The 12,858-nt window shown below is 35.3% G+C and carries 8 protein-coding genes; 3 read left to right on the top strand and 5 right to left on the bottom strand.

Annotated features, from left to right (window positions below):
• Nucleotides 1-17: 17 nt before the first annotated feature.
• Together CACET_RS19350 and CACET_RS03140 are read right to left on the bottom strand one after the other, a co-directional pair.
• Complete coding sequence (locus CACET_RS19350; protein WP_052661196.1) at nucleotides 18-1,088, bottom strand: HD-GYP domain-containing protein; 1,071 nt, start codon at nucleotides 1,086-1,088, stop codon at nucleotides 18-20.
• Nucleotides 1,089-1,117: 29 nt separating this feature from the next.
• Nucleotides 1,118-1,837, bottom strand: a complete 720-nt coding sequence (locus CACET_RS03140) for an MgtC/SapB family protein (RefSeq protein ID WP_044823013.1) — start codon at nucleotides 1,835-1,837, stop codon at nucleotides 1,118-1,120.
• Nucleotides 1,838-2,081: 244 nt separating this feature from the next.
• On the opposite strand from CACET_RS03140, the gene CACET_RS03135 reads away from it, so the two are divergent.
• The 3 genes from CACET_RS03135 to CACET_RS03125 all read left to right on the top strand — a co-directional run bounded on the left by CACET_RS03135 (nucleotide 2,082) and on the right by CACET_RS03125 (nucleotide 5,559).
• Nucleotides 2,082-3,713 carry an MBL fold metallo-hydrolase RNA specificity domain-containing protein gene (locus tag CACET_RS03135; protein WP_044823014.1) on the top strand — a complete coding sequence of 544 codons (1,632 nt, stop codon included), beginning with the start codon at nucleotides 2,082-2,084 and terminating at the stop codon, nucleotides 3,711-3,713.
• Between the two features lie 185 nt (nucleotides 3,714-3,898).
• Nucleotides 3,899-4,246 carry a P-II family nitrogen regulator gene (locus CACET_RS03130; RefSeq protein WP_044823015.1) on the top strand — a complete coding sequence of 116 codons (348 nt, stop codon included), beginning with the start codon at nucleotides 3,899-3,901 and terminating at the stop codon, nucleotides 4,244-4,246.
• 53 nt (nucleotides 4,247-4,299) lie between these two features.
• Nucleotides 4,300-5,559, top strand: a complete 1,260-nt coding sequence (locus CACET_RS03125) for an ammonium transporter (protein ID WP_044823016.1) — start codon at nucleotides 4,300-4,302, stop codon at nucleotides 5,557-5,559.
• Between the two features lie 81 nt (nucleotides 5,560-5,640).
• On the opposite strand, the gene CACET_RS03120 is transcribed toward CACET_RS03125, so the two are convergent.
• The 3 genes from CACET_RS03120 to CACET_RS03110 all read right to left on the bottom strand — a co-directional run bounded on the left by CACET_RS03120 (nucleotide 5,641) and on the right by CACET_RS03110 (nucleotide 12,809).
• Complete coding sequence (locus CACET_RS03120; RefSeq protein WP_044823017.1) at nucleotides 5,641-8,391, bottom strand: ATP-binding protein; 2,751 nt, start codon at nucleotides 8,389-8,391, stop codon at nucleotides 5,641-5,643.
• A gap of 822 nt (nucleotides 8,392-9,213) precedes the next feature.
• Nucleotides 9,214-11,616 carry a homocysteine S-methyltransferase family protein gene (locus CACET_RS03115; protein WP_082058067.1) on the bottom strand — a complete coding sequence of 801 codons (2,403 nt, stop codon included), beginning with the start codon at nucleotides 11,614-11,616 and terminating at the stop codon, nucleotides 9,214-9,216.
• 350 nt (nucleotides 11,617-11,966) lie between these two features.
• Nucleotides 11,967-12,809, bottom strand: coding sequence for a L,D-transpeptidase family protein (locus CACET_RS03110; protein WP_044823018.1), 843 nt, complete (start codon nucleotides 12,807-12,809; stop codon nucleotides 11,967-11,969).
• Nucleotides 12,810-12,858 lie beyond the last annotated feature (49 nt).

Below are 12,858 nucleotides of genomic sequence, written 5' to 3'. Positions count from 1 at the left end.
ATAAATTGTGAAATTTTTTACTCTAATACCTCTTTAATAAATATTGTTAATTCTACCAATAAATCTCTAATTTTATTCGTATTAATAATTTTGATCACTGGCCGCTGAGGGAAACTATTATTAATACTGATCACAATACCTTCTTCTCCTGTATTTAACAATACTTTTGCTCCTAATGGATATGTAGCTATATTATGAACAAACCTTCTAACTAGTTCTTGGTCTAAATGAGTTCCCACAACTGTCATCAAATATTCAGTGGCTTTGTGGGGTAACATCGGTTTTTTATAAACCCGCTGTGCTGTTATTGCATCATAAATATCACATATGGCTGTCATCTTTGAAAACAAGTGAAGATTTTCCCACCCCACTCCTTGAGGATAACCTCCTTTATCCATCCTTTCATGATGCTCCTTTGCTACCCTAGCAATAGATTCTTCATATCCTAAATGATTTTTTAAAATTTCATATCCATAGATTGTATGTTTTTTCATAACTTCCATTTCTTCCGGTAAGAGTTTTTCGGGTTTTAACAAGACATGGTCTGGAATTTTCATTTTTCCTATATCATGCAAAATCCCAGCCGTAGCTGCATTTACTAACTGCATAGGATCTAAACTTAAGCTTTTTCCAAATAGTATCATAAAAATAGATACATCTATAGAATGAAGATAGGTATAGATGTCCTTACTTCTAATCCCTTGAATACTCATATAAACTTGTTGATTGGTAGCTATGTTGGATACTAGGCTTTTAGCAATATCTGTAACCATTTTTTTATCTAATCGATCGCTGGTTTTAAAGGTCTCAAACTCTCTGCTCAGTTGATAAAAAGTTTGCTTATATACTTGTTTTGTTTCTTGTATCTGCTTTACCACCACTTCATCCAAATACGCCATGCTGTCTTCTAAATTATCAAATGGAGAAGAGTTTCCTATCAAAAAAATAATGTTATTTTTTTGTAGCTTTTTTTTTAATTCCTCTGTGACTCTTGTTCCTTTCTTTACTAAAATCACACCTTTATCATTACACAAATCACAATTAATGGGTGTTCCATTTTCTATCTCTGATAAATATATTTTCTCCATTTTACATACTCCCCTTTTACAGGACAAATTTACAGAATTTTATTATTAAAAATCACCTGAATATTATCCCATATCACACTCTCTAATCCCTTGATTTGTTTTAAGTAGCAATATAATTCCATACGGTTTAATTTTACAGGTACTCTGATATAAAAAGTAAGGTGAATATTATATTCATGGTCATGATCTTCTTGAACAAAATCGTTTTCTATCACAATATTCTTTATACTAATATGGAATCTTCCCAAAGCCGTACCAATTTCCCCTATAAAACCTGGACGGCCAATACCCTTGATCCTTAGCTCAGAATAACGTTTTAGCCTTGCTATTCGTTTTTCTACCACACCTAAGCTAGCCAGAGAAAACAAAGCTATCATTGTAGTAATAGCTGCCCCTAAATAAAATCCAGCTCCCATCGCTAGTCCAATACCCCCACTGATCCAAATGCTGGCAGCAGTAGTAAGTCCCCTTACATTTGTGCCTTCCCGCATAATGGTTCCAGCTCCTAGAAATCCTATACCACTTACTACTTGGGCAGCTAATCTAGCAGGTTCCCCGCCTCTTCCTTCAGGGCCAAAACCAACGAAACCATAAATAGACAGCACCATAATTAAACAGGAGCCTACTGTCACTAGGATATGGGTACGAAACCCTGCGGGTCTATTGTTTACTTCTCTCTCAAGCCCTATTAATCCTCCTAAAATTGCCGCTGAAACTAATCTAAAAATTAAATCTATATCTGAAATCATCTGCTCACTCCTATAAGTTAATGGCTTATTCAATACTTTTCTTCATTATACCTTATAGTATCGTTTTCTTATTGGATATATTACTATATTTTCATCTAATTATAGCATAATATAAGGAAGTAGGTATACTTAATAGAATTTATCCTATAATAAACTTTCTATTCCTTAAATATATTTTGAGAGCATAAGATATAACTGGGTATATATTTTAAAAACCAAACATTATAAATGGAGGAAGATACTTATGCAAATACAATTTTTAGGTGCTGCCAAAGTGGTTACTGGTTCCAATATTTTAATTTCTGCAGGAAAGTATAAGATTTTGCTGGACTGTGGTTTGTTTCAAGGGACCAAAGATCTAGAATCCTTAAACTTTCAAGATTTTCAGTTTAACCCTGCTGAAATCGATTATCTTCTTTTGAGCCATGCCCATATCGATCATAGCGGTAGGATACCAAAGTTAGTAAAAGAAGGATTCCGTGGAAAAATCATTTGCACTAAAGCCACAAAAGACTTGGCAGAAATCATGCTGGTAGATAGTGGTCATATTCAAGAATCTGATGCAGAATGGGAAAACAGAAAAGCAAAACGAGCTGGGAAACCTCTTGTACAGCCCTTGTATACAGCCCAGGAGGCTACGAATAGTTTAAGGTACTTTGAAGCAGCCCTTTATCATCAAAAGATTACCCTCAACGATAGTATTTCAATACGCTTTCAAGATGCAGGTCATATATTGGGTTCCTCCATTATAGAATTATGGATTACTGAAAAGGATGACACTGTCAAAATTGTTTTTTCTGGAGACATTGGTATGAAAAACAAGCCTTTAATTCGTGACCCTGATTTAATAGAAAGTGCGGATTATCTTATTTTAGAATCTACCTACGGCAACCGTCTCCATGAAAACATAGAGCAACGCATGGAAAAACTGATGGAAGTCATTAATGCTACTATACTACGAGGAGGTACAGTAATTATCCCCTCCTTTGCTGTCGGAAGAACGCAGGAGCTAATTTATGAGTTAAATAAGTACTATGAATATACAGAGGATTTAGAAACCTTTCTCAGAGCACCTATTTATCTCGATAGCCCTATGGCGGTCTCTGCTACAGAGATTTTTAAGAGGAATGCCTACTGTTTTGATGAAGAAGCAAAAAAGTTGATACTAAGCGGTGATAATCCCCTAGAGTTTGATAATCTTTATTTTGTACGGGATCATAATGAATCTATGAGGCTAAATGATGCTAACTATCCTAAAGTAATTATCTCCGCCAGTGGTATGTGCACTGCTGGTAGAGTACGACACCATCTAAAACATAACCTATGGAAAGCGAAAAATAGCGTTATCTTTGTTGGGTATCAAGCTGCCGGTACATTGGGGAGAATTCTCCAGGATGGGGTAAAAAAAGTAAAACTATTTGGAGAAGAAATAGCTGTCTTGGCAGAAATTCATAGTATAGAAGGATTTTCTGGACACGGGGATCAATCCGACTTACTAAATTGGCTTGGCGGTTTTAAGAAAAAGCCCCAAAAGATCTTCTTAGTGCATGGAGAAGAAGAGGCTTCTACTACACTGGCACAAAAGATAAAAAACAAGTATGGCATTTCTACCATCATTCCTAACATGGGTTATAGCTTTCAAATAGAAAATGATGTACTAAAGGCCCATTCCGGCGAGATATTAGAACCTATTCAGAGAAGAGAAAATATAAAGAAAGAGCTTCAACTGGTATATGACCAATTTGAAAGTTTAGTTTCAAAAACAAATCGCTTTATAGACGATGATGTATTAAAGAAAGACTATGATCAATTGAAAAACAAGCTATTGGAACTACAGAAGGAACTTTTGGATATCAGTATCATGCTTGGTAATTAGTTATTTTTTAAAAAATTCTGAAAAGTTTTAAAAAAGGTATTGCTATTTTTAGAATATATTGTATAATGTATTATAACAAACAAATATTTTTTATGGGCAAGGGCGTCCTCTACAAAGGTAGTAAAATTTATTCCTTTTGTAGCGGGCGTTTTTTTATTGCTACAATTTATTGGGAGGTGAAGTAAATGAGTAAAATAGTAAAAATCGAAATCATTACACGTCAAAGCAAGTTTGAAGAATTAAAAAAAGCTTTGAATGACATCGGGATTTCAGGCATGACGGTAACACAGGTGCTGGGCTTTGGTCTACAAAAAGGGAAAACAGAATATTATCGAGGCACAGAATATAGTGTGGACTTATTACCTAAAGTAAAGGTTGAAGTTGTTGCTAGTGAAGAGTTGGCAGATTCAGTGATTGATTCAGCAAAGAAGATTTGTAGTACTGGCGGCATTGGAGATGGCAAGATTTTTGTTATACCTGTTGATAAGGTAATACGTATTCGAACAGGCGAAGAGGCTGAAGAGGCATTATAAATTATGAAATACTATTTTAATTGAAATGATTACGACAAAGGAGTTGATTAGATATGAACAATGAATTTATCTTTGCTATAGATACCATATGGGTATTAGTTGCTTCTGCCTTAGTATTTTTTATGCAAGCTGGTTTTGCTATGGTGGAAACTGGTTTTACAAGAGCAAAAAATGCAGGAAATATTATCATGAAAAACCTCATGGACTTTTGTATAGGTTCTCTAGTTTATTGGTGTATTGGTTTTAGTATTATGTTTGGTTTAAGTAACGGTGGTTTTATTGGAAACCTTAGTCTCTTTTCCAATATGAGTATAGCTCACTTGGAATTGACTATCCCTAAAGAAGCTTTTCTGATTTTTCAAACAGTTTTTTGTGCTACTGCTGCAACTATTGTGTCAGGAGCAATGGCAGAAAGAACAAAATTTAGCTCTTATTTAGTTTATAGTTTCTTTATAAGCTTGATTGTTTATCCTGTAGTAGGTCATTGGATTTGGGGTGGCGGCTGGTTAAGTGAATTAGGTTTTATGGACTTTGCGGGTTCTACTGTTGTTCACTCTGTTGGTGGATGGTCTGCTTTAGTAGGAGCTTGGGTGATTGGACCTCGTATTGGGAAATATAACAGCCAAGGTAAACCACAGGCTATTCCAGGTCATAGTTTAACCCTAGGAGCCTTAGGTGTCTTCATTCTATGGTTAGGATGGTTTGGCTTTAATCCTGGTTCTACTTTATCTGGTATGGACTATAATGGTATATCTCATATTTTTATTACAACAAACTTAGCTGCTGCTGCATCTACAGTCGTAGCTATGATGATTACTTGGGTTCGCTATGGTAAACCTGATGTTAGTATGACCCTCAATGGTTCTTTAGCAGGATTGGTAGGAATTACAGCAGGTACTGATGTTGTTAGTCCTATGGGAGCCGTTGCCATCGGTATTATTGCCGGTATAGCAATTGTTTATGGGGTTGAATTTGTAGATAAAGTATTAAAAATTGACGACCCCGTTGGAGCCGTAGGGGTTCATGGGATTTGTGGTTCTATCGGAACCATTGCTGTAGGATTGTTTGCTGTAGAAGGTGGTTTATTTTATGGAGGCGGTGTCAGTTTGTTATTAGTCCAATTAACTGGCGTAGCAGCAGTAGCTTTATGGACCTGTTCAACTACCTTTATCCTATTTAAAGTTATAAAGAGCACAATAGGTCTTCGCGTACCAGCAGACGAGGAATTAAAAGGCTTAGATATTGAAGAACATGGTATCGAAAGCTATGCAGACTTCCAACCAAAATCGATCCCTAATATATCTAATATATAAGCAATATCTTGACAAAGGAAGAGGAGCACCAGACCCTCTTCCTTTGTCTTACCATGAAATTGTGGAATATCGTTTTATATTTTAAGGGATATTTTCTAACTCTAGATAAGCACTTTCTGTTAATTGAATTTCTTTTTCATTACTTAAATTTTCCTCCTCTATATGCTTTGGAAAAAGCAGTATAAATTCACTGCCAGCACCTTCTTTACTATGTACTTCTACCTTTCCTCCCATAAACTCCATAAGCTTTTTTACTAGAGAAAGACCAATACCAGTTCCCCCATTCTCCCTTTTATTGATATTCTCTGAAATATAAAAACGATCGAAGATTTTATCGATTTCCTCTTGTGGTATGCCTATGCCCGTATCCTTTACTCCTACCTTCATATATTTTTCTTCTTCCTTAATATATACTTGAATCCTGCCATTTTCTTCTGTAAATTTAAAGGCATTGGACAGCAAGTTCAATAAAATTCGTTCATATTTTTCAATATCTAAGGAGATTGTCTTTGTATTACAATCATATAAAAAGTCAATTTTAATACCCTTTTTTTCTCCAATAGGCAAGATTGATTCTACTATAAAGTCCGTATAGGTTACTATATTGGTGTTAGTAAGATTTAGTTTCATAAATCCTGCTTCCGCTCTGGTAATATCTAAAAAGTTATTAACCAATCTTAGTAGCCTGTAGGTATTTTTTTCTACTCTTGAAATAAGTTTCCTTGTCCCATCATTGAACTGTTTTGCATAATGTTCACTTTTGAACATCTGCACAGCAGAGTGTATAATAGCAATGGGAGAACGTAGCTCATGAGAAATAGTTGCAAAATAATCCTCCTTGGATTTTGTTAATAGTTCTGTTTCCTCCTGTAGTTTTACCTGAGGTGTCACATCCATTCCCACCACTACGATTTGCTTTTTTTCATCTACCTTGTTAGAGAGGGTGGTACACACTACCTGATAGTGCCGTGTACCTCCTTTAGCAAGTTGAACCGAAACCATCTTCTCTGTCGCTACTACATCTGTTTCTTTTTGCTCCTCTATACAGTGCAAATACTCAGGAGGCAAAATCTCATAAGTAGTTTTTCCTATTACTTGTTTGTAGGTTAGCATTTTTCCTATAACTTCAGAAAAGATTTCTAATTGCTTACTATTTAAATATTCATACACCCCACTGGGATAGCTTACAACTGCTATAGGAATAGAAATACTATCCATTACACTATTCATAAATTCTTTTTGTTGTTTTATTTTGATTTCCTGTTTTGTTGTCTTGGTAATATCATTTATACCTATCACAGCATAAGATAATTTACCTGCTGCATCAAACACAGGACTTCCACTTAATCGGATATAAGTCATCTTGTTATTCTTATTGATAACAAAGGTTTGGTTTTTTATCTTTTTTCCCGCTAGTACTTCCACCAGTGGATAGTCTTCCACTTCGATAGCACTACCATTTTTATCTATGGTACAAATATTGCATATCTTTTCTTCTACTACTTCACCAAATTTTTTGCGATGATTCTGCCCTTTTGCCTTTAGGCAAGGGAGAATTTCGAAGGATTTTTTATCTATAACACTACATGATTTTTCTTTGGCTGCTTCATCATGAATATTACAGTGGTCCTGCTGCTCCATCTCTAAACAAGGAAGCATTTTAAGGCATGCAGGATTCATCATAATATAATCACCCTCAGGACTTAAAATGGCTATACCGTCAGAAATCGTATTGATAACCGTCTCCAGTTGTTCTGCCTTATGCTCAAAGCTATTCTTCATTTCCTGCAATTCAATATAGTCAGTAACATCTTCAATGATTGCAATCGCCAGCCTTCTATCGTGATGATCACAGTAGGGAATTGAATGAATATTATAATATCTTTCCTCCCCCTGAAGTTTTTTTATCATGGCCCTACATCTATAGATAGGATTTTCTGTAAATACCGATAAAGTTGGATCTTCTTTACTTGTTTTTCTTTTTCCCTCTAAATCGCATACCTGCAACTTTTTATAAATATCTTCTAAACTGTATACCTGATTTTCCTTCATAAATTTCCATGAAGCTTTATTTAGTAAGACATACTTGCCTTTTTCATTCATAATAAAAATCATTTCTTTTGTATGGTTTAATATATAGTTCAATAAGTTTGTCTGGGTTTCGTATAGCTTATTTTGTTTAATACTTTTTTCCTTCAGCTCTTTTATCTCATCTTTATATTTCATAGCAATGATTTCATTTTCTATAGATTTTGCCGTAATGTTTCCTAATGTGCTTAGTAATTTGCTATGTTCACAGGAAGAACTTACCATGCCTAATATATAAAGCAATTCTCTCTGTGAATTTTGTATAGGTATAGCCTCTGTGATATAAGGGTGGTACCTTTCTTGATAGTGCTGACAGTTATTCACAACCACAGCCTTATTGTCAGTCAATGCAAGTCCTATGGCTGTAGTACCCTTCACATCTATTCCCCAATTCGTACCTATTTTCAACCCTAATAATGTCTCTTCTTCTTCAGAAAAAGTATTTATAGAATGAAGTAAATATCCTTGCTTGCTGAGTAATAACACTCCATAGTTTGTCTTGTGTGTGTTTTCCTTGAAGCCTTTGTTAAGTCTATCAAGATGCTTTTTTATAGTTGCTAACTTATATCTATGCAGATGAAGCAGTTTTTCCAGTGCGGAACTACTCATTTCCTGTTCTTCATAGGGTGCTTCACATGAAACATTACAAACTTTTGAAGCTTTCCAACTTTTAGAGATTTCTTCCTCAATCTCCAAGGATAAGATACCTTTTCTTACAAAATCACCCCATAATCTACTATTCATTGCCAGTACCTCGCTTTCTTAAAAGAGGATGTTTCACATAGAAAAAGAATGTTTTTAGGGTCCTTATTATATCAGCATTATATCAGCATATTTTTATGTTTCTTCATTTCCTACATGCTTCTTTACTATATATTCAATCTAATCTTAGGAAAATCCTTCCGTTATTTTACAAATATATCTATATACCTAACTCTCCTTCTAATGGGCAATAAGATTTTTCACTGAAGTGAATTGTTAATCTCGTTCATTTCTAAACCCGCAGGAGGCCGCATTTTGTTAAGGTATAAAATTGTTTATCTATAAATATCCAACCTAATAGTTTAAGTTATCCATTTAATTATTTATAGTAACTCTAATAAATTTATTTGTGCAAATTTTTAGGTATAATTTAAGTTCGTAACTTGGTTATCTATAAATATCCAACCTAACAGCTTAAGTTATACATTTAATTATTTATAGAAATTTCAATGGATTGACCTGTAAAAATTTATAGGTATAATTAAAGTTTCTAACTTGGATATCTATATATAAAAATAGCGCACTCTATAAATAGAGTACGCTATTTTTATCATCTTATCATAAGCATCAGCTTAATACAGTTGTTTCCAAATTTCTGTCGAACTGTCATCCTGAGCCTAGCGAAGGATCTTGGAATAACGAGGAACTTTTTTGTTCCCCTCAGTATGACAAATCCTAGCTTAGGTTAACGCTTATAATCATCTTATTGGACTTGTGGAATTTTTTTAGTTATATCAAAAGGTCAAGTATACTAAGGGACAAGGCTTGGCTTGTTTACAGTGTTATCAAAGTCTAACAACTATCTTAATGAAGTTTTTTTGCTAAGCGTATAGCCTGAATAGCATCTTCTGCATAATGAGCACCAATCGTTTCTGCATAATGTTCTGTTACGACTGCTCCTCCAACCATTACAGGTATAGTCAAAGTTTTCTCCTTTAGTATCTCCATCACTTTCTTCATCTCCTGCATAGTGGTGGTCATCAAAGCACTTAATCCTATAATATCTGCCTTCTCTCTTATGGCAGTTTCTACAATGACCTCCGCATCAACATCTTTTCCTAAATCTATGACACGATATCCATGGTTTTGAAGCATAATAGATACAATATTTTTACCTATATCATGAATGTCTCCCTTTACAGTAGCAATCACAAAAGTACCTATATGATTAACCTTCTCTTGCTGCAATAAAGGTTTTAGATGCTGAAAAACCTTTTGAGCTGCCTCCGCTGCCATTAATAACTGCGGCAAAAAATAAACCTGTTTTTCATAATTTTCTCCCGCCTTTTCCAATGCTGGAGTAACACAACGACTTATTACTTCCTCTGGTGTAGCACCATTTTTCAAAAGTAATTCTACCTGAGGAATAACAGCTTCCCCATCACCCTCTAAAATAATTTCTGTAAGCTGTGTTACTGCATCCACCTTTTCATCTTTAACAGATTCTATCAGTGGTAAATCTTCCATACCTTTACTATCAGACCACTGAATAAAAAACTGGGCATTTTTATCTCTTTCCATCAAAACATCCGCACTTTTAATAATACGCCAATTGCTTGAATGATAAGGGTTAAGAATCGGGATATCTAGTCCTGCCTCTAAGGCCATAGCCAAAAACGTATCATTTAAGTCATTTCTATTGGGTAACCCATGGGAGATGTTTTCAACCCCCAGTAAGGTCTTTACTCCCAACTCCCTCTTAACAAGTTTTATGGCCTTTAAACATTCTAGTGCTAAAGACTGTTGTGCCCCTGCTGTCAATACTAAAGTATCAATGAAGATATCTTCTTTTCTTATTCCCCTATCCACAGCTTTTGTTACAATTTTCTCAGCAATTTTAAATCTATCTTCAGCTTTTTCTGGAATTCCCTTACCCTCCAATGTTAAGCCTACAATTGCAGCACCATATTTTTTAGCCATATTTATCACTCTGTCTAAAGCGCCATCTTCTCCACTGGTAGAGTTAAGCAAAGGCTTTCCATCATAAACCTTTAGCCCCTCTTCCATAGCATCATAGTTTACTGTATCTATAGAAAGAGGTTGATGGGTCACCCGTTGTATAGATGTAATTGTTTTTGTTATTAGACTTCTTTCTTCTTCTGCACTCAATCCAAGATTAACATCTATAATATGAGCCCCTGCATCTGTCTGCTTTACTGCTTCATCACACAAAACAGATATATTGCCTTCTTTGATGGCTTTCATCAGCTGTTTTTTTCCCGTAGGATTGATATATCCCCCCAAAACAGCAATAGGATAATCTTCTCCTATAAGAAGCGTTTTTGTTCTGCTGGCTACCTTAGAAAAAGAGATTTTTTTCTTTTCTAAGGGCTTGACGGAGGCTGCTGCGTCCACCATAAGTTTTAAATGCTGTGGCGTCGTTCCACAACAGCCTCCAATAATATTCGCCCCTGACAATACTAAATTTTCTACATAACTAGCCATTTTTTCAGGAGATAAGTCATAAACAGATTCTCCTTCTACAAGCTTAGGTAAGCCTGCGTTAGGTTGAACAATAAGCAGACAATCACTTACCTCATACATTTCTTTGACTATGCCTATCATCATATCTGGTCCAAAGCCGCAGTTAACGCCTATAACATCTACACCTAAAGCCTCTAAAATCGTGGCAACTGTTTTAGGATCAGAACCTGTTAAAGTCCTCATATTTTCTTGAAATGTCATAGAGCAAATAATAGGTATATCTGCTACATCCTTTACCGCCATAACAGCTGCCTTAGCTTCTTTTATATCCGACATCGTTTCTATATGTATTAAATCTGCCCCCGCCTCCACTAAAACCTTGGCTTGTTGAAAGAATATTTGATATGCTTCTTGAAAGGTTAATTCTCCTAATGGATGCAGTAACTTTCCTATGGGACCAATGTCTCCTGCTACAAAATTTCCTTCTCCCGTCACTTCTTTAGCAATAGCAACAGCTTGTCTGTTAATTTCTTCTACTTTGTCCTCAAAACCATACTGAGAAAGCTTTGCTCTGTTACCTCCAAAGGTATTGGTTTGAATGATATTACACCCAGCCTCTATATATTGTTTATGTATAGCCTTAATAACTTCCTTATTCTCTAGATTATATATTTCAGGACATTCACTGGTTTTTAAACCCATCTTCTGTAGCATTGTCCCCATAGCCCCATCAAACACTAAAATTTTTTCTTTCAATATTTTTCTTAAGTATGCCTTTTCCAAAATTTTACCTCCTACGCAATCTATTTAATATCAAATTTTTATCATTAACTTGAGTTGTCACCTGCTAGAAATACCTCTTAGTTTCTCATTATACATCTTTTTCTATTCAGTATACAATATTCTGTCAATATTTTTATGGTAGTTTCTATAAAATTTTTAGAATAAAGTTTTCCTTTGGAAGACTTATAAAGATAGCTTTGTTAAAACTAATAACAGAAATTATAACTTATCTGTAACTTATAAAATTTATAATTTCCTATTGGTTATCAAAAAAGGATCACCTAATACTTAATTTTAGGTGATCCTTACGTTTTACAGACATACTTCCAATGTACAAACTCACATTCTAATTAAGGCTCCCTGTCATCCAAATACTGGTCTCTAGCCAACTGAAGTTGATTATAGGTGTCTACCCCTACAATGCCATCTGCTATAATATTAAAATCTCTTTGAAAACTTCTCACTGCCTCTACAATTTCCTCATCGTAGATACCATCTACCTCTCCTGTATAGTAGCCTAACTCTGTTAATACAGCCTTGACTTCAAATATATCAGGACCTGGTTCCACACCAATTTCTAATTTCCTTCCAGAAAACACTTCTCCTGTTATTCTTACCGGTGTACCTAAAGGGACAATATCATAGAGTTCATTAACATCTTCGTTGAACATCCTTATACATCCACGACTAGCAGCGGTACCTATGGATTCTGGTGTATCTGTACCATGGATACCATATCCACCCCAAGGAACGTTAATACGCATCCACCTCGTCCCAAATGGACCTCCAGGGTTTCTAGTTTTTTGGATAATCTGCCAATCCCCTGTAGGTGTAGGCGTTGAAGGCCTTCCAACAGCTACTGGATAAGTACTAATAGTTTCGGTGAACTGTTTCAGCGTTAGTATTTTTCTTTCCAAATCCACCTCTATTCTATACCCTTCAGGCGGTACTGGAAACTGCACCGCAGGATCTAACCCTATTGCATTCCATGTATCCGGTCCTACGATGCCATCAGGGTTTAGTCCATAGTCAGTTTGAAAAGCTCTAACAGCTTCAAAAACCTCCTCATTATAAACACCATCTGCCTCTCCTTCATAAAATCCTAGTGTAATTAGTCTTTCCTGTACATGCATAACATCTGGGCCTACCATATAAGGATCTAGTAACCTTAAATATCTACTGGCTATTCTCATACTGCATACCTCCTTACTCTATAATACGTAGTTTCGTTATGAAGTTGAC

This window comes from Clostridium aceticum (genome assembly GCF_001042715.1).
Lineage (GTDB): Bacteria > Bacillota > Clostridia > Peptostreptococcales > Natronincolaceae > Andreesenella > Andreesenella acetica.
This window is presented reverse-complemented; position numbering and strand designations above follow the sequence as displayed.

Coding starts and splice junctions, on each gene's coding strand:
- CACET_RS19350 (WP_052661196.1), bottom strand. CDS start 1,088: ATGGAGAAAATATATTTATCAGAGATAGAAAATGGAACACCCATTAAT.
- CACET_RS03140 (WP_044823013.1), bottom strand. CDS start 1,837: ATGATTTCAGATATAGATTTAATTTTTAGATTAGTTTCAGCGGCAATT.
- CACET_RS03135 (WP_044823014.1), top strand. CDS start 2,082: ATGCAAATACAATTTTTAGGTGCTGCCAAAGTGGTTACTGGTTCCAAT.
- CACET_RS03130 (WP_044823015.1), top strand. CDS start 3,899: ATGAGTAAAATAGTAAAAATCGAAATCATTACACGTCAAAGCAAGTTT.
- CACET_RS03125 (WP_044823016.1), top strand. CDS start 4,300: ATGAACAATGAATTTATCTTTGCTATAGATACCATATGGGTATTAGTT.
- CACET_RS03120 (WP_044823017.1), bottom strand. CDS start 8,391: ATGAATAGTAGATTATGGGGTGATTTTGTAAGAAAAGGTATCTTATCC.
- CACET_RS03110 (WP_044823018.1), bottom strand. CDS start 12,809: ATGAGAATAGCCAGTAGATATTTAAGGTTACTAGATCCTTATATGGTA.